The organism is Bacteroides sp. DH3716P (assembly GCF_025914115.1).
Lineage (GTDB): Bacteria > Bacteroidota > Bacteroidia > Bacteroidales > Bacteroidaceae > Bacteroides > Bacteroides ovatus.
The window spans coordinates 84,683-110,266 of record NZ_CP083673.1; the positions used below are offsets into that span (position 1 = coordinate 84,683).

The 25,584-nt window shown below is 42.9% G+C and carries 15 protein-coding genes; 10 read left to right on the plus strand and 5 right to left on the minus strand.

Features of this window, described 5'->3' with window-relative positions; genetic code table 11:
• Positions 1–39: 39 nt before the first annotated feature.
• Entirely contained in the window at positions 40–177 is a 138-nt protein-coding gene (locus tag KQP79_RS00270) for a hypothetical protein (RefSeq protein WP_153882607.1), read from the minus strand.
• A 148-nt stretch (positions 178–325) separates the two neighbouring features.
• On the opposite strand from KQP79_RS00270, the gene KQP79_RS00275 reads away from it, so the two are divergent.
• The 6 genes from KQP79_RS00275 to KQP79_RS00300 all read left to right on the plus strand — a co-directional run bounded on the left by KQP79_RS00275 (position 326) and on the right by KQP79_RS00300 (position 10,002).
• Positions 326–1,783 (plus strand): RNA-binding domain-containing protein, encoded by a 1,458-nt coding sequence (locus KQP79_RS00275; RefSeq protein WP_074707650.1) that lies wholly within the window; start codon positions 326–328, stop codon positions 1,781–1,783.
• Between the two features lie 26 nt (positions 1,784–1,809).
• Entirely contained in the window at positions 1,810–2,799 is a 990-nt protein-coding gene (locus KQP79_RS00280; protein ID WP_138343437.1) for a GSCFA domain-containing protein, read from the plus strand.
• Positions 2,775–5,315 (plus strand): bifunctional UDP-N-acetylmuramoyl-tripeptide:D-alanyl-D-alanine ligase/alanine racemase, encoded by a 2,541-nt coding sequence (locus KQP79_RS00285; RefSeq protein WP_049701911.1) that lies wholly within the window; start codon positions 2,775–2,777, stop codon positions 5,313–5,315. Before KQP79_RS00280 ends, KQP79_RS00285 begins: the two co-directional genes overlap by 25 nt.
• A 157-nt stretch (positions 5,316–5,472) precedes the next feature.
• Entirely contained in the window at positions 5,473–5,694 is a 222-nt protein-coding gene (gene tatA / locus KQP79_RS00290; RefSeq protein WP_004301497.1) for a twin-arginine translocase TatA/TatE family subunit, read from the plus strand.
• Between the two features lie 17 nt (positions 5,695–5,711).
• Positions 5,712–6,548, plus strand: coding sequence for a twin-arginine translocase subunit TatC (gene tatC, locus KQP79_RS00295; RefSeq protein WP_004301498.1), 837 nt, complete (start codon positions 5,712–5,714; stop codon positions 6,546–6,548).
• The gene (locus tag KQP79_RS00300; protein WP_138343441.1) at positions 6,511–10,002 is read left to right on the plus strand and encodes an AAA domain-containing protein; all 3,492 of its coding nucleotides are present in this window, start codon (positions 6,511–6,513) and stop codon (positions 10,000–10,002) included. The genes tatC and KQP79_RS00300 overlap by 38 nt, the downstream gene beginning before the upstream one ends.
• Positions 10,003–10,401: 399 nt before the next feature.
• Here the strand turns inward: KQP79_RS00300 and KQP79_RS00305 are convergent, their stop codons facing one another.
• The 3 genes from KQP79_RS00305 to KQP79_RS00315 all read right to left on the minus strand — a co-directional run bounded on the left by KQP79_RS00305 (position 10,402) and on the right by KQP79_RS00315 (position 14,642).
• Positions 10,402–11,919, minus strand: a complete 1,518-nt coding sequence (locus KQP79_RS00305; RefSeq protein ID WP_061448036.1) for an MFS transporter — start codon at positions 11,917–11,919, stop codon at positions 10,402–10,404.
• A gap of 328 nt (positions 11,920–12,247) precedes the next feature.
• Positions 12,248–13,168 (minus strand): 5-dehydro-4-deoxy-D-glucuronate isomerase, encoded by a 921-nt coding sequence (gene kduI / locus KQP79_RS00310; protein ID WP_004324875.1) that lies wholly within the window; start codon positions 13,166–13,168, stop codon positions 12,248–12,250.
• Between the two features lie 67 nt (positions 13,169–13,235).
• Positions 13,236–14,642, minus strand: a complete 1,407-nt coding sequence (locus KQP79_RS00315; RefSeq protein WP_004301502.1) for a PTS galactitol transporter subunit IIC — start codon at positions 14,640–14,642, stop codon at positions 13,236–13,238.
• Between the two features lie 301 nt (positions 14,643–14,943).
• Between KQP79_RS00315 and KQP79_RS00320 the strand changes: the two genes are divergently transcribed.
• The 4 genes from KQP79_RS00320 (at position 14,944) to KQP79_RS00335 (ending at position 23,911) form a co-directional block, all read left to right on the plus strand.
• On the plus strand, positions 14,944–16,143 hold the full coding sequence (locus tag KQP79_RS00320; RefSeq protein ID WP_032844441.1) for a glycoside hydrolase family 88 protein: 1,200 nt from the start codon (positions 14,944–14,946) through the stop codon (positions 16,141–16,143).
• A 9-nt stretch (positions 16,144–16,152) separates the two neighbouring features.
• Positions 16,153–17,124 carry a pectinesterase family protein gene (locus KQP79_RS00325; protein ID WP_138343445.1) on the plus strand — a complete coding sequence of 324 codons (972 nt, stop codon included), beginning with the start codon at positions 16,153–16,155 and terminating at the stop codon, positions 17,122–17,124.
• Between the two features lie 337 nt (positions 17,125–17,461).
• Positions 17,462–19,210, plus strand: a complete 1,749-nt coding sequence (locus tag KQP79_RS00330; protein ID WP_061448038.1) for a pectinesterase family protein — start codon at positions 17,462–17,464, stop codon at positions 19,208–19,210.
• Between the two features lie 165 nt (positions 19,211–19,375).
• Positions 19,376–23,911 carry a two-component regulator propeller domain-containing protein gene (locus KQP79_RS00335; RefSeq protein ID WP_022199668.1) on the plus strand — a complete coding sequence of 1,512 codons (4,536 nt, stop codon included), beginning with the start codon at positions 19,376–19,378 and terminating at the stop codon, positions 23,909–23,911.
• Between the two features lie 144 nt (positions 23,912–24,055).
• Here the strand turns inward: KQP79_RS00335 and KQP79_RS00340 are convergent, their stop codons facing one another.
• Entirely contained in the window at positions 24,056–25,552 is a 1,497-nt protein-coding gene (locus KQP79_RS00340) for a pectate lyase (protein ID WP_004309412.1), read from the minus strand.
• Positions 25,553–25,584 lie beyond the last annotated feature (32 nt).

The window sequence follows — 25,584 nt, forward strand, 5'->3', positions numbered from 1 at the left end:
ATTCATTGGCTATTTCATCCAATAATTGATTAGAAATATTCATTGATAGCTGATTTGTATGAATGAAATATTGTTCCAGTTCCAGTCGGTATCTATGATACTAAATAAATCAACTCCTTGTATGGATAGTATTCCGTTTTGGTTATCTGCTTTTAGGCTAACTTGTATGTTATTCATATTATGGATAATTATATTTTGCAGTTTGTTGGTTTGATTATCAGATAAAGACAAAGATAAGAAAGTTCTTTTGCTTCTCCAATTATTTGTCATATCTTTATTGTACTTTTGCTTCGAGAAAAAGTTTAAAAAACAATATATTCAATAGATGTCTATTAATGAACTTATAAACCAGTCTGAAGGTCGGCGTTTAGAATTTAAAGGTGAGCTTCCTACAAATTCTGATTTAGCAAAAACTGTAGTGGCTTTTGCCAATGATGCGGGAGGTGAAATTTATATAGGTATCAATGATAACCCGCGACAGATAATAGGGTTGTCCGAAGAAGAATTACCTCGTATTGAAGAGCAAATTAGTAATTTAATATATGATAGATGTTATCCGATTATATTACCTGAAGTCTCTTTTTTAACTATAGAGGACAAACACCTTATTAAAGTGTGTATTTATCGTGGAAGTATGCCCCCTTACTATCTTAAAGATAAAGGGAAGCTGAAAGGAACTTATATTAGGGTTGGTTCAACCAATAAACTAGCTGATGAAACAATTATTGCAGAGTTAGAGCGGAGACGGAGAAATATTTCTTTTGATAGTGAGGTTGTCATGGATAAGTCCGCAGATGAATTGGATATAAGTGGGTTTAAATTACTCTACAAAGAGAAAACAGGTGAAGATTTAAATATTCAAGTGCTTCGTAAACTGGAATTGGTTAAGACTGAACAGGATAAAGAATATCCTACAAAAGCTTTACTTCTATTTTCGGATGATAATTTGCGTAATTCTATGTTTCCGAATGCCAAAGTTGAATGTGCCCGTTTCAAAGGGACAGGAACGGAAGAGTTTTTAGATCAAAAAAGTATTATTGTCCACATTGGGTTACAGGCGGAAGAAACTTATAACTTTGTACTTCGGCATATTAATAAAGCAGCAAATATAGAGGGAGTATATACGGTTTCACGTTGGGAGTATCCAGTGAAGGCAATAAGGGAGATTATCCGTAATGCGATTGTACATAGAGATTATTCTCTGACAGGAAAAGATGTCAAAGTTGCCATATATGATGATATGGTTGAGATCACAAGTCCTGGGCTTTTACCACCCTCTATTGATTATTCGGCAATGGAGAGCCGCCAATCAGATGCAAGAAATAAAGTAATAGCTCCTGTGTTTAAAAGACTTGGCATCATTGACCAATGGGGTAATGGATTGAAAATGGTGGCTGAAGAAATGAAATCTTATCCTGAAATTGATTTATGTTGGAAGGAGGTTGGTTTGTCTTTTCAAGTACAGTTTATTAAAAAGAACTATCAGGAGAATATAAATATGGAAGATAGTGCCGATAATGAACGAAGACCGGCTCAATATACTACCCAACATACTACCCAATCTACTACCCAATACACTACCCAGAAATTAACAGAAGCCCAAAATATGATTTTAAGTTATCTAAGAGAACATCCGGAGGCCACACGGGCGGATTTAAATAGTCATATTGAAGGTATAACAGTCGATGGTATAAAATATAACTTGGCACGTTTACAGGAGTTGGGCTTATTAAAACGCGTAGGAAGCAAACGATATGGGTATTGGGTAGTGCTTGGAGAATAGTTTGAAATTTTTAAAGAGAAAATAATATGGATTTCCGTACACAAATAGAGTTACCTGTTGGTTTACCGCCTATTACTCATGCCGGACAAATACTCATGATGGGATCTTGCTTTGTCCAAAATGTAGGGAATTTTTTGAAAGATGCCAAATTTCAATTAGATTTGAATCCTTTTGGTATTCTTTACAACCCTTCTTCTCTTTCTGCTGTTCTGATTGAAATCTTAAAAAGAAAAGTATATAAGAAGGGTGACTTGTTTTTCCATAATGACCTTTGGCATAGTCCTATGCATCATGGTCTTTTTTCTGGACCTACCTTGGAAAGTACATTGCAGAATATCAATATTCGGCTGTTACAAGTTCATCAGGCTATGCAAAAACTTGACTGGCTGATGTTGACTTTTGGAACTGCTTATGTTTATGAGCAGAAAGAAACGGGAAAGGTAGTGTCTAACTGTCATAAACTGCCTGAGAATAAATTTAATCGTAGGCTTCTGTCTGTTGAAGAAATTGTAGAAGATTATACAGCACTCATCACCGAAATGGCCGCCCGGAATCCGGAACTAAAATGGCTGTTTACAGTCAGCCCGATCCGTCATATACGCGACGGGATGCACGCCAACCAGTTAAGCAAATCGACTCTGCTACTCGCCATCGACCGATTGCAACAACTGTTCCCGGAACGAGTGTTCTATTTCCCCTCTTATGAAATCATATTGGACGAATTACGTGATTATCGCTTCTATGCCGACGATATGTTGCATCCGTCTCCTCTGGCGATTCGTTACCTGTGGGAACGCTTCTCCGAAACCTTCTTTTCTCCTGAAACAAAGCAGGTTATCGTAGCTGTGCAAGACATCCGCCGGGACTTGGCGCACAAACCCTTTCATCCCGAGTCAGAAGCGTATCAACGCTTTTTAGGACAAATAGTGTTAAAAATAGAACGACTTATTGGAAAATACCCGTACTTAGATTTTCAAAAAGAAACAGAACTATGTCATATGCGATTGAATCCATAGCCAAAAGTATCGGTGCCCGCCGTGTGGGCAAACATAAAGCGACTATTGATTGGCTGCTAACAGACAGCCGCTCTTTGAGTTTTCCGGAAGAAACTCTTTTTTTTGCTTTAACTACCAAACGAAACAGCGGAGCCCGTTATATCCCCGATTTATATGACCGGGGCGTACGTAATTTTGTAATTACGGAAGAAGACTTTAAAGAAGTTGAGAATGGAGAGTTGAGAGTTGAGAGTTCTATGCAGCATGATGGTGCGCAGCCCACTCTCAATTCTCAACTCTCAACTCTCAACTTCCTCATCGTTCCCAATCCTCTGAAAGCTTTGCAGAAGCTTGCCGAAACACATCGTGATAAATTTAAGATCCCTGTGATCGGTATCACCGGCAGTAATGGAAAAACCATTGTGAAGGAGTGGTTGCACCAGTTGCTTAGCCCGGATCGTTGCATCGTTCGTTCTCCACGCAGTTATAATTCGCAGATCGGAGTCCCACTTTCTGTGTGGCAACTTTCTGAAGAAGCCGAACTGGGTATTTTCGAAGCCGGCATTTCCGAGATGGGGGAGATGGGAGCTTTGAAACGAATGATTAAGCCTACTATTGGTATTCTGACCAATATCGGTGGTGCCCATCAGGAAAACTTCTTCTCCTTGCAGGAGAAATGCATGGAAAAGCTGACGCTTTTCAAAGACTGTGATGTCGTGATTTACAATGGTGATAACGAGTTAATCAGTAATTGTGTCGCAAAATCAATGCTGACGGCACGTGAGATTGCTTGGAGCCGTACCGACATTGAACGCCCGTTGTATATCAGCCGTGTGACCAAAAAAGAAGATCATACCGTTATATCTTATCGTTATCTGGAGATGGATAATACTTTCTGTATCCCTTTCATCGATGACGCTTCCATTGAAAATGCACTGAATTGTCTGGCAGCTTGTCTTTACCTGATGACACCTGCCGACCAGATAACCGAGCGGATGGCCCGTCTCGAACCGATTGCCATGCGTCTGGAGGTGAAAGAGGGGAAGAATAACTGTGTACTGATTAATGATAGCTACAATTCAGACCTGGCATCATTGGATATTGCTCTCGATTTCCTTGTACGCCGCTCGGAAAAGAAAGGCTTGAAACGGACGCTTATCCTGTCGGATATACTGGAAACCGGACAAAGTACCGCTACGCTTTATCGGCGTGTAGCACAATTGGTACAGAGCAAAGGGATTAATAAACTGATTGGTGTAGGGCAGGAGATATCTTCTTGTTCCGCTCGTTTTGATGATGATCTCGAACGCTACTTCTTCCCTAATACAGAAGCACTCCTTGCATCCAATATACTTAAATCGCTTCATTCGGAAGTGATTCTGGTGAAAGGTTCCCGCGTGTTCAACTTTGATTTGGTATCCGAAGCCCTCGAATTGAAGGTGCATGAAACCATTCTTGAAGTAAATCTCGGGGCGATGGTAGCCAACTTGAACCATTACCGTTCTATGCTTCGCCATCCGGAAACAAAGATGATCTGTATGGTGAAAGCATCAGCTTACGGAGCCGGTTCGTATGAAATTGCCAAGAGTTTACAGGAACACCATGTTGATTATCTGGCTGTAGCCGTTGCTGACGAAGGTTCCGAACTCCGCAAGGCAGGCATTACCGCCTCTATTATCATTATGGACCCGGAACTTACTGCATTCAAAACCATGTTTGATTATAAACTGGAACCGGAAGTCTATAATTTCCATCTGCTCGACGCACTCATCAAAGCTGCGGAGAAAGAAGGAATCACCAACTTCCCCATTCATGTGAAACTTGATACAGGTATGCACCGTTTGGGCTTTGCGGTAGAGGATATTCCATTGCTTATCCGTCGTCTGAAGAATCAGAGCGCGGTGATTCCCCGTTCGGTATTCTCTCATTTTGTAGGAAGTGATTCGTCACAGTTCGACGCTTTCACCCGCGGACAGATTGAATTGTTCGAGAAAGGTTCGCAAGAATTGCAGGCCGCCTTCTCTCATAAGATTCTCCGTCATATCTGTAATACGGCAGGAATCGAGCGTTTCCCCGAAGCACAGTACGATATGGTGCGCTTGGGAATCGGACTTTATGGAGTCAGCCCGATAGACAATTCGATAATACATAATGTAAGTACGCTCAAGACCACCATCCTTCAGATCCGGGATGTTCCTCAAGAAGATACGGTAGGATATAGCCGGATGGGGCATTTGGTACGCCCTTCACGCATTGCAGCTATTCCTATCGGTTATGCGGATGGACTGAACCGCCACTTGGGACGCGGCAACGCCTATTGCCTGGTGAACGGAAAGAAAGCTCCTTATGTGGGGAATATCTGTATGGACGTCTGCATGATTGATGTGACGGATATTGATTGTCGGGAAGGCGATCAGGCTATTATCTTCGGTGATGATCTGCCGATTACGGTGTTGTCCGATAAGCTGGAAACGATTCCTTATGAAGTGTTGACAAGTATATCGACACGGGTGAAACGGGTATATTATCAGGATTAATTCACCACAGATTACACGGATTCACACAGATTGAAGAGAATATATAGTAGCAATAAATCGAAAGATAAGCTATAAATCTGTGTGAATCCGTGTAATCTGTGGTGAAAATGATTATATTTGCAGCAACTATTAAAAACCTCTTATATCAAATAAACTTATGACAAACTTATTATTGTTAGGCTTTTTGCCCAGTGGTTCCGAATGGATTATTATCGCTTTGGTTATCCTTCTTCTTTTTGGTGGAAAGAAAATTCCTGAACTGATGCGCGGATTAGGCAAAGGCGTAAAGAGCTTCAAAGACGGTGTAAACGAAGCGAAAGATGAAATAAACAAGGCTAAAGACGAGTTGGACAAACCAGTAGATCCTTCTAAGAACTAAAAGAGCACAACATACGGATGGCAGAAATGACCTTTTGGGATCATTTGGACGAATTGCGTAAGGTACTTTTTCGGGTAGTTGGAGTTTGGTTTGTATTGGCAATAGGCTATTTTATTGCTATGCCCTACCTCTTCGACCATGTGATACTTGCGCCTTGCCACAATGATTTCATATTCTACGATTTATTACGGCATATCGGTAAAACATTTGATTTGACCGATGACTTCTTCACGCAACAATTTTATGTGAAGCTGGTCAATATCAACTTGGCTGCTCCTTTCTTTATTCACATGTCGACAGCATTTTGGATGTCGGTGGTGACGGCTATGCCTTATATCTTTTTTGAAATATGGCGTTTCATCAATCCCGCCCTTTATCCGAATGAGAGAAAGGGCGTGCGTAAAGCATTGACTATCGGAACACTGATGTTCTTCATCGGTGTACTGTTGGGCTACTTTATGGTTTATCCGTTGACTCTCCGTTTCCTTTCTACTTATCAGTTGAGTTCGGAAGTGGAGAATATCCTGTCGCTCAATTCTTATATCGACAATTTTATGATGCTGATTCTCTGCATGGGATTGGCTTTTGAACTTCCATTGGTTACATGGTTGCTTTCTTTAATGGGAGTGGTCAACAAGTCCTTCCTGCGGAAATACCGCCGTCATGCGGTTGTCGTCATAGTGATAGCTGCTGCTATTATTACTCCGACGGGAGACCCGTTCACCTTGAGTGTTGTTGCTATTCCGCTTTATCTGTTGTACGAGATGAGTATTTTGATGATAAAGGACAAGAAGAAAACAGAAGAGGAAGTTGAAGATGAAGCTGGAGATGAAGTTGCCCTGTCCGAAGAGTGAAGCGATAGAATCTTATGAAATCCTTTTAGCAGTTTGCCGGACGGAAGATGCTTATCTTGCCGTAGGATATAAGCAAATGCGCGACTTGCTGGAGCGTATTTGTCGCGCGCAAATGCAAAACGAAAGCTTACAGATGACCGACCTTTCCGCACGAATCAGTTTTGTGGCGGCTAAGGTCGGTCTCTCTGTTGCAGAGCAGAACCGGCTGCATACTTTCCGGCTCACTTCGAATGCTATCTTGAACCGCCAGCAGGAGCCCAACCGGGAACAACTCTTGCGCGATGCGAAAACATTAGCTTTCTTTATTCGTAAACTCTTGGAAGAAGATATTCCCTTGGAACTATACCGGCTACTTCCGCGTGCGGATGCCACCTACCTGGTTGCGCCTCCTGCCCGCGAACGAGTGCAGCGGATACGTGTCTGCTTCCAGTATGCCGACGAGCAATATTTGTATGTGACTCCCTTGGACGAAGTCTCGGAGAAACCATATTTAGTTCGTTATAATATTCCTCAAATCAATGAAGAGTTTGCAGAAACGTGCAAACTGCTTTGGCGTCATGCCCAGGTCAATTTATTGGATGTTGCAGTGGATGAGGCGGGAATCCTGACTCCTTCTTTCATTGTACTCGAACCGGATTATTTACTTGACATCAGTTCTTTGGCAGAGTGTTTCCGTGATTACGGGCATCATCCAGCCAATTATTTTCTTTCCCGCCTTCAACCGATTGAAAATGCCCGGCCTCTGTTACTGGGAAATATAGCCAATCTTTTCCTGGACGAATGGATTCATGCGAAGAGTGAAGACATAGATTATCGTACCTGTATGCAGAAAGCCTTCCGGCGTTATCCTATTGAGTTGGCTGCCTGTTCCGATTTGCGCGACAAAGAGAAAGAACGCCAATTCTTTGAGGACTGCAAACTGCACTTCGATCATATTCGTGAAACGGTCAATGATACCTTTCATGCAGCCGGTTATGAACTGGACAAGACAGATGCCGTGCTCGAACCGTCTTATATCTGTGAAGCACTCGGACTTCAGGGACGTCTCGACTATATGCAGCGGGACATGTCTTCTTTCATAGAAATGAAATCCGGCAAGGCGGATGAATACGCTATCCGGGGCAAGGTAGAGCCGAAGGAGAATAATAAAGTACAGATGTTACTTTATCAAGCAGTCTTGCAATATTCAATGGGAATGGATCACCGGAAAGTGAAAACCTATTTGCTTTATACCCGTTATCCGCTTCTTTATCCCTCCCGTCCTTCATGGGCGATGGTACGTCGGGTGATTGATTTGCGTAACCGCATTGTGGCCGATGAATATGGCGTCCAATTGCGAAACAGTCTGGAATATACGGCACAAAAACTGGAAGAAATCAATGCCTCCACCTTGAATGAACGAGGATTGAAAGGACGTTTTTGGGAAACATACCTGCGTCCCTCTATTGATAACTTTCAATCGAAACTGAAAGCTCTTTCTCCACTGGAAAAGAATTACTTCTATGCGGTGTATAACTTTATTACAAAGGAACTTTATACCTCAAAATCCGGTGATGTGGATTATGAAGGACGTACCGGGGCAGCTTCTTTATGGCTTTCTACATTAGCGGAGAAATGCGAGGCCGGAGAAATCATTTATGATTTGAAAATAAAGGAGAATCATGCGGCCGATGAACATAAAGCCGGACTTACTTTTTCTTTCTTTAAAAAGGAAAAGGCTGGGAAAACTTTGTTGAATGAAGCTGCCGTAAATGACATTACCGGAGATAAAGCTATTGGAAATGATATTCTTGGAAATGAAGCCTCTGCAAGTAAGACTGTCAGAAGTGAAGCTCTTGAAACAGGGACTTCTCTTCCTAATTTCCGTCAAGGCGATGCCATTATCCTTTATGAACGTAACCGCGATACAGATAACGTTACCAATAAAATGGTTTTCAAGGGTAATATTGAATACCTGACAGAAAACGAAATAGGTATTCGCTTACGTGCTACCCAGCAGAATCCATCCGTACTTCCTGCCGAAAGCCTTTATGCGATAGAACATGATACAATGGATACAACATTCCGCTCGATGTATCAGGGGTTATATATTTATCTTTCTGCAAGGAAGGAGCGGCGTGACTTATTGTTGTCACAGCGTCCTCCTCGTTTTGATGAATCATTGGATTCCATGATTTCCCGTTCGGAAGACGATTTTACGCGAATCGCCCTGAAAGCAAAAGCCGCACAGGATTATTTCCTTCTTATCGGGCCTCCGGGAACAGGCAAAACTTCATGTGCCCTGAAGAAAATGGTGGAGACTTTTCATGCAGATAAAGATGCGCAGATTCTTTTGCTTTCATACACCAACCGGGCTGTCGATGAGATATGCAAGTCGCTGGCTTCCATTGCTCCGGCTGTTGATTTTATACGTGTAGGAAGCGAATTGTCATGTGATGAAGCCTACCGCGGGCATCTGATTGAAAATGAATTATCCTCTTGTAACCGTCGTTCGGAAGTGTACGAACGCATCCGGAATTGTCGGATTATTGTGGGAACGGTAGCGGCTATTTCCGGCAAACCGGAACTGTTTTGTTTGAAGCATTTTGATGTAGCCATTATTGATGAAGCTACCCAAATATTGGAACCGCAGTTGTTAGGCATCCTCTGTGCACGTGGAGAAGACGGAAAAGATGCAATAGATAAGTTTGTGTTGATCGGAGATCATAAGCAACTGCCTGCTGTCGTACAGCAAAATACGGAGCAATCGGCCATTTATGATGAATCTTTACTGTCTATCGGGTTGACCAATCTGAAAGATTCCTTGTTTGAACGCCTCTACCGGAACTGTACTGCAACGGTTCAACGTTCCTACGATATGCTGTGCCGCCAAGGGCGAATGCATCCGGAAGTTGCTTTGTTTGCTAATCGTGCCTTTTATGGAGGGCGTCTGATCCCTGTCGGCCTGCCTCACCAAATAGAATCATCCGATACTATCTGTCGTTTGGCTTTTTATCCCTCTGTGCCGGAGAAGGCCGGAGCATCTGCAAAGATCAACTATTCGGAAGCACGTATTGTTGCCGACTTAGCTGTTCGCATTTATGAAGATCATCAGGCAGATTTTGACGAATCCCGTACTTTAGGAATCATTACCCCTTACCGGAGTCAGATAGCATTGATAAAAAAAGAAATAGAATCATTAGGTATTCCAGCTCTGAACCGAATTCTAGTTGACACAGTAGAACGGTTCCAGGGAAGCGAGCGTGATGTAATAATCTATTCCTTCTGTGTCAACTACCCTTACCAACTAAAATTTCTATCCAATCTGACGGAAGAAGAGGGTGTTTTGATCGACCGGAAACTGAATGTTGCCTTGACCCGTGCAAGAAAACAGATGTTCATTACAGGAGTTCCCGAACTACTCGAACGCAATCCACTCTATAAAAGTTTATTAAAATTAATAGAAAGCTTCTGAAAAATTGCATCATTTTGCAGATGTTAGTTTTTATTCTCTCTTTATGCAATTCATTAACACCTCTATGTTGAACAAACGCCTATATTTGCAACACGTTTTTTTCATAGAGATTTAGATTTAAGGTTAGAAGAATTGTGGAAGTCGTGAGACTTCCCTTTTTTTCATCTTAACGTTTACTATACTTCATTATAGGAATGCAAAAACACTGTTTTTAGTGTTTCGGTTAAAAATTTTGCAGGAGGATGATGCAGGATAAGTAAACCTAAAAAGCCTTCTTCGTGAGAAGAGGCTTTTTTATTTTTTCATTTTTCATTTTTTTGAATAATTGGTTAAAACAAAAGAGTAACTCGGCGACGAGTTACTCTTTTGTTTTTAACGATTCTATCTGTTTGAATAGATCTACTCTAATACGATAGGTTTGTATTTCGGAACTAATGCCTTCATGATAACCCAACCCAACAGATAAGCTACTGCACATACGCAGAAGATAACGAAATATCCGGCTGGTTTGCCTTCGAATCCCATGAATGTCATGGCTGGGTGTACGAATTGTGCTCCTTGTTCGAGTAACTCTTTCGTCATTTCCACCTCATGACCGTCAACTATCGTTGTTCCGGAAGCATATACGAACAAGTTACCTGCCACTTTCTGAAGAATCATAGAGCCTACGCCTCCTGCCATACCACCTATACCGGTGATACTTGCAATAGCTGTTCTTGGGAACATATCGCCTACGGTAGAGAATATATTGGCCGACCAGGATTGATGAGCAGCTCCACCAATACCGATTAAGATAACCGGGAACCATGGAGAAACAGTACCTAACGGTTGTGCTAACAGTACAACCAGCGGGAAGAAGGCGAAGATTAGCATCGCTTTCATACGGGCTGCATACGGATTCATACCTGTTCTGTTGATGAAGATAGTAGGTAATTTACCACCATAGATAGATAACATAGTCACTGCATAAAGCGTAAAGATCAACGCCATACCCAGCGGGTCGGAGGTTTTGATACCGAATTGTGTATTCAGATAAGACGGAGTCCAGAAAAGGAAGAACCACCATACGCCGTCAGTCATGAACTTACCGAAGACAAAGGCCCATGTTTGTTTGTAGCTGAAACATTGCCAGAACTTCATTCTCTTTTCATCTTTCTCGTCTGTCATTGGAGCACTGCCTGCTTCGCGGTGGTCTTGCTCGATGTAGTCAAGCTCTGCCTGATTGACATGTTTGCTTTTCGACGGGGCATCGTACATAAATATCCAGAAGCCCATCCAAATAAAGCCAAGTCCACCAATTACGATAAATGCCATTTCCCAACCGAACATTTTCGCCAGGATAGGAATGGTAAGAGGAGCGATCAATGCTCCGATAGATGCACCGGCATTAAAGATAGAAGTAGCATAAGCACGGTCTTTTTTAGGGAAGTACTCTGCGGTTACTTTAATAGCGGCAGGGAAGTTACCGGCTTCTCCTAAAGCGAGGATACAGCGGGCGGCGAGGAAGCAGTACATACTGACCGTAGCAATAGTCACTACCACATCTCCTGTGGCACCTGCCAGTTCTGCTGCGCTATGAAGCCCAACTTGTGCTTCTGTAACAATACCACAAACGGCATGAAGACAAGCACCTGCCGACCAGACACCGATAGCCCATAAAAATCCTTTTTTAGTTCCCATCCAGTCGACAAAACGACCGGCAAACAGCATACATATAGCGTATACAATGGAGAAAACAGAAGTAATAGTACCGTAGTGAGATTCGTCCCAGTGGAATTCCGGTTTGATAAATTCATCCCACGTCAATGAGAGAACCTGACGGTCGAGATAGTTAACTGTAGTAGCAAAAAATAGCATAGCACAGATGGTCCATCTGTAGTTTGTCATCTTTTCGCCTGTTTTTTGAAATGCATTCATGATAATGGATTTAAATAGATTTTGTTTCGTTGACAAAGGTCGGTATTTCGACTGAATTTTATTTGTAAAAATTGGTCAAAATCATGTATTATTCGTTGCATTATATATGCTATTTGTTTCAAAGGATATAAAAATGTCTCATAGCATTATCATTTGCAACGTTGGGGGTAATACAGAAAGAAGATAAACGAGTTTGTGAATCAAGAGCAAATGAGTCTAATCTTTTAGACGCAGATGACGCGGATAATGCGGATACTTATTTTTTGATCCGTGCTATCCGCGTTATCTGCGTCTGAAAAATTATATGTAATACAGGAATACGCAACGGTTAGCGCATTTCTGTATATTTGATCTTGTCCATGTCTCCGTAATCGAGGTTTTCACCTGCCATACCCCAGATAAACATGTAGTTGCTTGTTCCGGCAGCAGCGTGGATAGACCATTCCGGTGACATGATAGCTTGTTCGTTCTGCATCCATACGACGCGTTCTTCTTGAGGTTCGCCCATGAAGTGGCAGATAGCATTTCCTTCCGGTACATTGAAGTAGAAGTATGCTTCTACACGACGAGAGTGAGTGTGTGCCGGCATGGTGTTCCATACGCTACCCGGTTTCAGTTCAGTCAATCCCATCTGCAATTGGCAAGGACCTTCCTCAAGTACGTTGTTAACAATCAACTGGTTGATAACGCGGTCGTTGCTTTCTTCCAGCTTTCCGGCAGCAAATGAGTTTGCTTTCAGAGAACCTTTACGTCCGTCGATAGTAATCAATTGAGTCTTGTATTCCTTGTGGGCAGTAGCCGAGTTGATGTAGAATTTGGCAGGATTGCTGGAATCTTTGCTCTTGAAAGTTACTTTCTGCTTGCCTCTACCTACGTACAGAGCATCTTTGAATTTCAGCGTATATTCTTTACCGTCTACGGTTACGATACCTTCGCCACCAATGTTGATGACACCCAGTTCGCGGCGTTCGAGGAAGAATTTAGATTTCAACGGGTCGATTGTTTCAAGTACCAATTCTTTTGTTGCAGGCACTGCGCCACCGAAGATCAGACGGTCGTACATAGAATAAGTAACGTTGATTTCGTTTGGAACCATTACTTTTTCCATCAGGAAGCTACTGCGCAAGCGGTTAGTATCATACGTTTTCACGTCTTGCGGGCTGCAAGCCACTTGCATCTTGTAATTCACCTGGGCGGAGGCAGACATTGCTGCGATACCCAACATCATTGCAATTGCTAATTTTTTCATCTTTCGAGTTTTTTATTGAGTTATATATTATATACCACTTATTATAATCAGTTAAAGGCTTTTCTACTTATTCCTTATTACTGTTCAATGCGTTCTTTGCATCGTTTCTAGTCATGCGGATACGATTGTAGATAGCCATTCCGAGTGCCAGTGCCACGAGGATGGCAGGGCCGATAATCTTCAGACTGTAAGTAAGGTGGAAGATACCCCAGCAGAAGAGACTGGAAGCAAAGTCAAGTGCTCCACCTTCAAAACCGGCGGGGATGTTTACTGTCGGGTCACCTGTTGCTTCGTATACATCTTTAGCAGCCAGTGTGAAGAAGCCTGCCAGTCCTGTTACGAAATACAGACCTACAATCAATGCTACCAGGCCGATAATAAATGATTTCACTACGTTACCTTTTGTAATAGGCAGAATCATCGGGAACAGGTAGAACATACCTGCCAGAGAAGCCAGCGGTAAGAAACGGTTGCCCGGAAGGATAACAGCCAGGAAGATAGTGACAGGGATCAACAGCAGAGATACCACCAGGGTAGTCGGGTGACCGATAACCAGTGCAGGGCTCATACCGATACTCAAACCGGTGTTATTCTTATATTTCTTAGCGATCAGTTCGCGGGTAGCGTCAGAGATCGGTTTCAAACCTTCGATAAAGAGGCTGGTGATACGTGGAATCAATTCCATCACCGCACCCATCTTGATACCCAGTCCTAAAATGCCCGGAATATTATCCAATACTTCTTTCCAGCTGGCACAACCCAATGCACCGATACCGCAACCGATTACGATACCCAAGAACAGCGGTTCACCCATCAATCCGAATTTCTTTTTCATACCTTCAGAATCGATATTCAGCTTGTCGAATCCCGGAATTTTATCCAATAGTTTATTGATTACAATAGCAAACGGAACGAAACTTTGGCAGAACGGTTGAGGAATAGAGATACCGTCCATTTTATCATAGAACTTTTGAAAAGCAGGAGCAGTCATATCAGCCATTACCAGTGTAATGATGTAGCAGATGATGGCAGCGAAGAATCCCCAATAGATATTGTCGGAAGCGAAGTAGACGATAGCACCGATAAATGCGAAGTGCCAATAGTTCCAAAGGTCGATATTAACGGTACGGGTTGTTTTGGTAAGCAACATTAATAAATTGACTCCCAAGCAAACAGGGATGATGAAAGCACCGACTGAAGTGTTGTAAGCTACCGCCGCAGCAGAAGGCCAACCCATGTCGAAAATTCCCAATTCCAATCCGTAGATTTCAACCATTTTACTTAATGCCGGACCCAGACTGCTGGTGAGCAATGCCGTCACTACTGATAAACCAACGAAACCGACACCAACCAACAAACCGCTCTTCAGCGCTTTGGGAAGTTTAATACCGATACATACTCCTAAAATCGTGAAAATGATTGGCATCATTACTGCCGCTCCAAGACCGATAATGTACTTAAATACTTCTTCCATTCTGTTCTATTTTTTCTCTGTTTTAATGATAAATTACCTGTGTTTCCCCAGAGGGTATTAGTTGTAAACCGTGCCAAAAGTAAGACCTTTTTTGCTTTCTTCCAAAACGAAACTCTTAATTTATGAGATATTGCATCAAAAATGGACATTTTTGACGTTTGCGTGCACAAAATTAGTCGTTTCCGTGCACGAAAAACAAAAAATGCACCTACTTGACTAAAAAATCCCACTGGGTTTGGAGGAAAAACACTACTTTCGTACCGTGAAAAAAGACTATGTTGAATCCTTAAAATAACAAACCATGAGACGAACTCCTTTTTATAATTTTTTTATAGTGGCTTTATTGGTTACAATGACCGCTTCTGTATCGGCACAACAGGTAGACAGCAAACTTCCCTGGTCTGTGCGACTGACTGAATCGGAAATGATCCGTTACCCCGAATCCTGGCAGCTCGACTTTCAACCGAAACTGAAGTGGGATTATTGCCACGGACTTGAACTGGGAGCCATGCTCGATGTGTACGACGCTTATGGCGACAAGAAAATTCGCGATTACGCCATCGCGTATGCGGATACAATGGTGCACGAGGACGGAAGCATTACCGCTTATAAATTAACCGATTACAGTCTTGACCGTATCAACTCCGGAAAAATCCTTTTCCGTATCTATGAGCAGACCAAGAATCCTAAATATAAGAAAGCGCTCGACTTGCTTTATAGCCAGTTTGAAGGACAACCGCGTAATGAGGACGGTGGTTTTTGGCATAAAAAGATTTATCCCCACCAAATGTGGCTGGACGGAATTTACATGGGAGCTCCTTTCTACGCGGAATATGCATTCCGTAATAATCTTCCGCAGGACTATGCAGATGTAATCAACCAGTTTGTCACTTGTGCCCGTCATACGTACGATCCTAAAAATGGTCTTTATCGTCATGCGTGCGATGTAAGCCGCACTCAACGTTGGGCGGACCCGGTGACCGGACAGTCGAAACATACGTGGGGACGTGCGATGGGATGGTATGCGATGGCATTGGTGGATGTGCTCGAATTTATTCCGCAGCATGAAGCCGGGAGAGATTCCCTGCTTGATATATTGAATAATGTAGCTGTGCAGGTGAAGAAACTTCAGGATCCGAAGACCGGAGGATGGTATCAGGTGATGGACCGGAGTGGTGATAAGGGTAATTACGTAGAATCTTCCTGTTCCGCTATGTTTATTTATTCGCTCTTTAAGGCGGTTCGTTTGGGATATATTGATAAGTCTTATCTGGATGTGGCATTGAAAGGCTACAAAGGATTCCTGGAGAATTTTATCGAAGTGGACAAGAACGGATTGGTAACCATCACCAAGGCTTGTGCAGTGGCAGGATTGGGAGGAAAGGTCTATCGTTCCGGCGATTATGACTATTATATTAATGAAACTATCCGCAATAACGATCCTAAAGCCGTAGGACCTTTTATTATGGCTAGCTTGGAATACGAACGTTTACAAAAGTAATTTCCGACAATGAAAAGGACTATTTTTAAAGGAATGATGTGTTTGCTTCTACTGGCTGTGGGAGCAACATCTGTTTATGCACAACAACAGCAACGCAAAGACACATTAGTCGTGGCACGCGACGGGACAGGGGAGTATCGTAACATTCAGGAAGCCGTGGAAGCTGTCCGCGCTTTTATGGATTATACGGTGACGATCTATATCAAGAACGGTATATACAAAGAAAAACTGGTCATTCCTTCCTGGGTGAAGAATGTGCAATTAGTGGGCGAAAGCGCAGAAAAAACGATTATCACTTATGATGACCATGCCAATATCAATAAGATGGGTACTTTCCGCACCTATACGGTAAAAGTGGAGGGAAATGACATCACTTTCAAAGACCTGACGATTGAAAATAATGCGGCTCCACTGGGGCAAGCGGTAGCTCTTCACACCGAAGGTGACAGACTGATGTTTGTCAACTGCCGTTTCCTGGGAAATCAGGATACTATTTATACAGGAACCGAAGGAGCGCGTCTCTTATTCACAAATTGCTATATCGAGGGAACTACCGATTTTATTTTTGGTCCTTCCACCGCTCTATTCGAATATTGCGAACTGCATAGTAAACGTGATTCGTATATCACTGCCGCTTCCACTCCTCAAAGTGAAGAATTCGGTTATGTATTTAAAAACTGTAAGTTGACGGCCGCTCCGGGAGTGAAAAAAGTATATTTGGGTCGTCCGTGGCGTCCTTATGCGGCAACGGTCTTTATCAATTGTGAGTTTGGCAATCATATCCGTCCCGAAGGATGGCACAATTGGAAGAATCCGGAGAACGAAAAGACAGCCCGTTATGCCGAATTCGGAAATACGGGTGCGGGCGCAGATACTTCCGGGCGTGTGGCATGGGCTAAACAGTTGACAAATAAGGAGGCAATGAAGTATACTCCGCAAAATATCTTTAAGGAAAGCAGTAATTGGTATCCCTATAAATAAAAATACGTAGGTTTTCCGACTGTTTATGCAGCTTGAAATTTTTGTTTCCGGGCTTGGCTCTTTGCTTTCCCTAGCTTAAAACTCCTGTTCCAAGGCAGGAAACTGCAGTTTCTCTACGTGGAAACTAGCGTTTCTTCCCGGGGAAACTGTAGTTCCTATGCGTGGAAACTGAATTTGCCTGCGTGCAAAACAGGATTATATAAGGTGTTGCAGATAAACATCTGCAACGGTATCTGCAACAGTATCTGCAACGCTGCAATCAGTTGATTGCAAGTAAGATACAAGCAAAACGTTGCAGGTGGCAGATAAAAACAAAAAATAAAACTCGTAAGAGGGGATGAAGAATATGAAAACACTTAGGGTTAAAATGGTAGGGCTACTTGCAACGGCTCTTATTCTTTTTTCTGCATTTCGTGCAGACAAACCGGTCATCACTATCTTTATGATAGGTGATTCGACAATGGCTAACAAGAAAATAGACGGAGGAAATCCCGAACGTGGTTGGGGAATGGTACTTCCCGGATTCTTCTCCGAAGACATACGGATAGACAATCATGCCGCCAACGGTCGAAGTTCTAAGAGCTTTATCAGCGAAGGACGCTGGGAAAAAGTAATTTCTAAAGTGAAAAAAGGAGATTATGTCTTTATTCAGTTCGGCCATAATGATGAGAAAGCAGACTCTACCCGTCACACCGATCCGGGCAGTACTTTTGATGAAAATCTTCGTCGGTATGTGAATGAAACCCGCGCCAAAGGTGGAATACCGGTATTGTTCAACTCTATCGTCCGTCGAAATTTCGTACAGCCGAAGGATGATGCCATCGCAAAAGATGTCCGCCGCACACCAGGGGAAAAGGAACAACCGAAAGAAGGAACTGTTTTATTCGATACGCATGGCGCCTATCTGGATTCTCCCCGCAATGTGGCAAAAGAACTGGGAGTGACTTTCATCGACATGAATAAAATCACCCACGACCTGGTGCAGGAACTGGGACCAGTAGAATCAAAGAAACTATTCATGTTTGTCGAACCCAATCAGGTGCCGGCTTTCCCGAAAGGTCGTGAAGACAATACTCATTTAAACGTATACGGAGCACGAACAATTGCCGGACTGGCAGTGGATGCCATCGGCAAGGAAATTCCGGAACTGGCGAAATATATCCGTCAATTCGATTATGTAGTGGCCCAAGACGGTAGCGGTGATTTCTTTACCGTGCAGGAAGCTATCAATGCTGTTCCCGATTTTCGCAAAGACGTCCGTACCACTATCCTGATTCGTAAAGGAACTTATAAAGAGAAACTCATCATCCCTGAATCCAAGATTAATATCTCTTTGATTGGAGAAGACGGTGCGATACTGACTTATGACGGTTTTGCAAACAAGAAAAATGTATTTGGCGAGAACATGGGAACTTCCGGTTCGTCCAGCTGTTACATCTACGCCCCCGATTTTTATGCGGAGAATATCACATTCGAGAACTCATCAGGTCCCGTAGGACAAGCAGTTGCCTGTTTCGTATCTGCCGATCGTGTCTATTTTAAGAACTGTCGTTTCCTCGGCTTCCAAGATACCCTCTATACATACAGCAAGCAAAGCCGCCAATATTATGAAGACTGCTACATCGAAGGAACGGTTGATTTTATCTTCGGCTGGTCTACGGCTGTTTTCAACCGTTGTCACATTCATAGCAAACGGGATGGTTATGTCACCGCTCCCTCTACAGATAAAGGAAAAAAATATGGCTATGTATTCTATGATTGCAAACTGACTGCGGAACCGGAAGCTACAAAAGTATATCTGTCTCGTCCCTGGCGTCCGTATGCGCAAGCTGTATTTATCCGTTGCGAACTAGGTAAACACATTCTCCCTGTCGGTTGGAATAACTGGGGCAAGAAAGAGAACGAAAATACAGTCTTCTATGCCGAATATGAGAGTCGGGGCGAAGGAGCCAATCCGAAAGCGCGTGCCGCTTTCTCCCAACAACTGAAAAACCTGCAAGGATACGAGATTACGACTGTACTGGCAGGCGAAGATGGATGGGGTCCGGTAGCGGACGGAAACAAACTGATAACAGTGAAACGTTGACTTGACGAATATGTAAAGAAATGAATTACTAAGCAAAAAACAATGGATATATAAAAGACAATAGATCACTTGTCCTATAGAATGGTTCGATTCTGTTAAATAGCCGCTAAAGATTGCATAAAAGTACAACTATTTTTCTATCTTTACGGCACAGAACCTAGTTATATGATGAAGAAAACCTTAATTTCAGTAATTCTTTTGCTAGCTATTGTGTTCTCGACACATGCGCAGCAGCACTGTTTTTTCACCCACTATTCTACTGAAGATGGATTGTCCCAAAATACGGTGATGAACATCTTGCAAGATCACAAAGACAACCTTTGGTTTGCCACTTGGGATGGAATCAACCGTTTCAACGGTTATACCTTCAAAACATATAAGGCTCGTCAGGGAAATTACATCAGTCTGACCAATAATCGCGTAGACCGTATCTATGAAGACCGTTATGGTTTTTTGTGGCTACTGACTTATGATAATCGTGTCCATCGTTTCGACCCGAAGACAGAGACTTTCGAACAAGTACCTGCTGCCGGAGAGGAGGGGAGTGCTTTCAATGTGCATACCATTGAGGTGATGCCGAACGGAACCGTCTGGCTGCTGACAGAAAATGACGGAGCTATCCGCATCCTGACTCATCCAAATGAGAATCATCGCCTGACATGGGATATTTATTCCAGTAAGACGGAACTGTTTCCCTCTTTACATGTATTCAAAGTTTATCAGGATAAAGCAGGCAATGACTGGCTGTTAACAGACAACGGCCTCGGCATGATCCATCCCGGAAAGAAAGAACCGGATTCCTATTTCACGGAGACAAAAGGAAAGTTTGGCGGAATGAATCAGGCTTTCTATGCAGTACAGGAGCGGGATAAGGACATCTGCTTTGCTTCGGATCAGGGACGTATCTGGTCTTATCAGAAAGATAGCGGAGAATTTACGTTGATCGAACTTCCTACAAAAGGGCAGATCACTTCCATTCACCCCGTTGCACCGGACGTTTCTGTAATTACTACCGATTCGGATGGTTTCTTTACTTATAACCTGCGGACCAAAACAAATGTGCATTACTCATTCCTGACTTGTAAGGCTTTACCCGCAAAACCAATCCTTTCTGCTTATGTAGACCGTTCTTCGGAAGTGTGGTTCGAGCAGGAAGAACCGGGTGTTGTAGCCCATTTTAATCCCTCGACCAGAGTGGTGACCCGTGAACAGATTCTTATTGAATACAGTAATCCTGAACGTTCCCGTCCGGCCTTCCATATCCATGAAGATGTAAACGGGTATCTTTGGGTACACCCTTATGGAGGAGGTTTCTCTTACTTCGATCCTCAAAAAAAACGATTGGTTCCTTTCTATAATGGACTGGGTAGTCGTGACTGGCGTTTTTCCAATAAGATTCATTCGGCTTTCTCCGACAAACAAGGTAATTTATGGCTTTGCACCCACTCCAAGGGATTGGAGAAGGTGACTTATCGGAATGTACCTTTTGCGATGATGACTCCCATGCCGCATGAACATGAATCATTGCATAATGAGGTACGTGCCCTGTGCGAAGACAAACTGGGTAATCTGTGGGTTGGCTTGAAAGATGGTATGCTTCGTATGTATGATGCCGATAAAGCTTATAAAGGATACCTGACCGAAAGCGGCATCGTTTCTACTACCGGTACTCCCATGTTGGGAACTGTTTATTTTGTTATTCAGGATTCGAAAGGAATCATCTGGATTGCAACAAAAGGAGACGGACTTGTCCGTGCCGAGCCGACTTCTTCCAACGGAATGTCTTATAAACTGACCCGTTATCTTCATCGTGAAGAGGATATGTACAGTTTGAGCGATAATAATGTGTATTGTATCTATGAAGATCATTATGGTCGTATTTGGGTAGCTACTTTTGCCGGAGGTATCAATTATATCACGCAGAATGAAGCAGGAAAGACATTGTTTATCAATCACCGGAATAATCTGAAAGGGTATCCGATTGATCCTTGCTACAAAGCGCGTTTCATTACTTCCGATAATAATGGACGCCTGTGGGTAGGTACAACTACGGGAGCTGTTGCTTTTGATGAGAACTTTAAGAAACCGGAGGATGTGCAGTTTTATCATTTCTCCCGTATGCCGAACGATACGCAAAGTCTGAGTAATAATGATGTCCATTGGATTATTTCCACTAAGAAAAAGGAACTGTATCTGGCTACTTTCGGTGGGGGACTCAACAAACTGATATCTATCAGTAAGGACGGCCACGGAGAGTTCAAATCATATTCCGTACTGGACGGTCTTCCTTCCGACGTCTTGCTTTCTGCCCGCGAAGATAGTAAGGAGAATTTATGGATTAGTACGGAGAATGGAATTTGTAAATTTATCCCGTCTGAAGAACGTTTTGAAAGTTACGACGAACGTAGTATTACTTTCCCAGTGCGCTTTAGTGAAGCGGCTTCCACATTGACGGCTAAAGGAAGTATGCTTTTCGGTGCCAGTGGGGGAGTCTTTATATTTAATCCCGACTCTATTCGTAAGAGTAGCTATATCCCACCTATCGTATTCTCCAAACTGATGGTGACTAATGAGGATATTACGCCCGGAGATAACTCCTTGTTGAAGGTGGATATTGACGATACCGACCCATTGGTGCTCTCACACAAAGAGAATATTTTCTCCGTTCACTTCGCTGCACTCGATTATACTAATCCGCAGAATATACAGTATGCTTATATTCTCGACGGATTTGAGAAACAATGGACTTTTGCCGACAAGCAGCGTAGTGTGACTTATACGAATCTTCCGAAAGGAGAGTATGTGCTCCGTGTTCGTTCAACGAATAGTGATGGTGTGTGGGTGGATAATGAACGTATACTGAACATTGTTATTCTGCCTTCTTTCTGGGAGACGCCGGTAGCTTATGTGCTTTATGTTCTTTTTATTCTGATTATTATTCTCGTAGCCGTTTATATCCTGTTTACTATTTATCGGTTGAAGCATGAAGTTTCGGTCGAACAGCAGATTTCAGATATAAAACTGCGTTTCTTTACTAACATATCGCATGAGTTGCGTACTCCGCTTACGTTGATAGCTGGTCCGGTGGAGCAGGTCTTGAAGAATGATAAATTGCCGGCTGATGCTCGCGAACAGTTAGTGGTGGTTGAACGGAACACCAATCGGATGCTCCGTCTTGTCAATCAGATTCTGGACTTCCGCAAGATTCAGAATAAGAAGATGAAGATGCAGGTGCAGCGGGTGGATATTGTACCTTTCGTCCGTAAGGTGATGGATAATTTTGAAGCTGTGGCCGAGGAACATCGGATTGATTTCCTGTTCCAGACCGAAAAGGAACATCTTTATCTTTGGGTGGATGCCGATAAGCTGGAAAAGATTGTATTCAATTTGCTTTCCAATGCATTTAAATATACGCCGAATGGCAAGATGATTACGATGTTTATCCGGGAAGATGAAAAGACAGTTTCTATCGGTGTGCAAGATCAGGGGATCGGTATCGCAGAAAACAAAAAGAAGTCACTGTTTGTCCGTTTTGAGAATCTGGTAGATAAGAATCTTTTCAATCAGGCTAGTACGGGTATCGGACTTTCATTGGTGAAAGAGTTGGTGGAAATGCATAAAGCGACTATTTCCGTTGATAGTCATTTGGGAGAAGGGAGTTGCTTCAAAGTCGATTTCCTCAAGGGAAAAGAACATTACGATAAGGAAGCCGAGTTTATTCTGGAAGATGCGGATGCTCCGGCAAGAATGGGACAGGTAGTGGATATTGCCAATTCTTCCATTCAGTCTGAAACGTTGGTAAGCGATGATTCGGAGAAGATTGATGATGTGTATGGGGAAGAATTTGCGAAAGAAGAGAACTCCAAAGAATTGATGCTGTTAGTCGAAGATAATCAGGAGTTACGTGAATTCTTGCGCAGTATATTTTCTCCGATGTACCGGGTGGTGGAAGCTGCTGACGGTAAGGAGGGGGCAAACAAGGCTTTGAAGTACCTGCCGGATATTATCATCAGTGACGTGATGATGCCTGAAAAAGACGGTATCGAAATGACGCGTGAACTGCGTGCGGATATGACGACCAGCCATATACCTATCATTTTGCTTACTGCCAAAACTACGATTGAAAGCAAACTGGAGGGATTGGAATATGGTGCGGATGATTATATAACGAAGCCTTTCAGTGCTACCTATCTGCAAGCACGTGTGGAAAATCTGTTGATGCAGCGTAAGAAACTGCAAAGTTTCTACCGGGATAGTCTGATGCATATCAATATTTCTACCGGTCAGGAGGAAGTGCCTGTGGCTACGGATATGCCGTCTGCTGAAGAAGATGTGTCCGAAACTCCACCTACAACTCTCGAAATGTCTCCCAACGACCGTAAGTTTATGGATAAATTGATTGAATTGATGGAGCAGAACATGGATAATGGAGAACTGGTGGTAGATGATTTGGTTCGGGAACTGGCTGTCAGCCGTTCTGTCTTCTTCAAGAAGCTGAAAACACTTACCGGATTGGCTCCGATTGAATTTATCAAAGAAATGCGTATCAAGCGGGCTACACAATTAATAGAAATCGGAGAATTTAATATGACCCAGATTTCGTATATGGTCGGCATTAATGATCCGCGTTATTTCAGTAAATGCTTTAAAGCACAGGTTGGAATGACGCCTACAGAGTATCGGGATAGAGTGGGGAGATAATAATAGGAAAGGAAAGAAATAGAAAGGGGGATGTTCAAAGCTCCCCTTTTATCGAAATCACCCTCACTACAACTATCTGTGGCGAGGGTGATTTTTTGTTTATGAGAGTTCCGATACATTTACCCTCATCTTGGTTATCCGAAATTATTTTTTAGGGTATAGATGATTCACAAGGCTGTTCATATACATTTCCAGGTTTGTATATTCCGGGCTTAATGTATATTTGGCTCCGTCTGAAGGATCATTGGGATTAAGGTTGTGTTTCTTTTCCCATTCATCGGGAATACCATCACCATCTGTATCAACAAGTGCTGTTTCTGATTTATATTCCGGCCATCCTCCTACATCAGACGGTTGGTCAATCATTCCATTCGTGCTTCCGTGAGAACCTTCGTAAGTATAAGTGCCTTTGAGAGTTTCATCTACGATGCGTTGGTCTATGGCGTCACGGCGATATGAAGCACCGGCAAACTCGAGAACATCTTTGTAGGCTTTCTTGGCAGGTTGCAAAGAAGTATGTTCGGCTATGTCAAATGCTTTTTTAGACAGTACTTCCTTTTCTGTGGCAAAGTCCTTTTTGATAACCAGTCCGTAAGAGTTATCCATATTCACTTTATAAAGAGCCTCTTTCTGCTTATCGGTCAGTTTGGGACAGGTAGGATCCATATAGTTACCTTTGAAATAGAATACACCATGAACACCTGCTTTATTGTTGTTTTTGCCATCATCGGCATACGCTGTAAACAAGCGTTTGAAAGAACCTTTTGTCGCACTGAAAGGTCCCGGTTTATAGTAGTTATTGATAAAGTTGTAGGAACCTCCTTCACCGGCATAAGCACCGTCACTGCCATAATTATAAATCACATTATTGAATAATTCCACTTTTTCATCTTCCGGACGACCCGTATAACGGCTTCCGCAAAGACGGGGTGTGCGGTTAGTGTGATGGGCGAGTAAGTTATGGTGAAAAGTAGCAGGTTGTCCACCCCAGATACCCCCATAACCATGTGCTCCCTTTTCGTGGATAGAATTGGCGAGACTTTCACTGATGATGCACCACTGAAGTGTGAAATTACGGTTATCATAGAATGTGGCACATTCGTCCGTACACCAACTCATGGAGCAGTGGTCTATGATAATGTTTTGGTGCGCTTTAGTACCATTCATTGAGTCGTCACCTTTTTGTTTGATGTCGACTCCCATACGGGAACGGATGAAACGGACGATAACATTGTCTGCCTGAATAGAGAATGTATAGTTTTTCAGGCAAATGCCATCACCCGGAGCTGTCTGTCCTGCAATGGTCACATCACCATTGCTGAGTTTTAATGCTTTTTGTAATTCAATAATTCCGCTAACCGCAAAGATAATGGTGCGGGGACCTTTCTTGCTGATAGCCCAGCGAAGTGTCCCTTCCGAACCGTCGTCTGCCAGGGACGTAACAGTGTATACAGTACCTCCGGCACCACCGGTGGTATATTTTCCTGCTCCGTCGGCACCGGGGAAGGCGAGAACTTTGGAACGATCCGGGGTAGGATAGTCCTTTGATGTTTTTTCAACCGAAATGGCAGGTTGCATGGCTTGTCCCACTAGAGGAAAAGCCAATATCAAACTACAGATTGCTAATATATTCTTTTTCATTACTAATTTATCATTTGGGTTTGAATTTACTA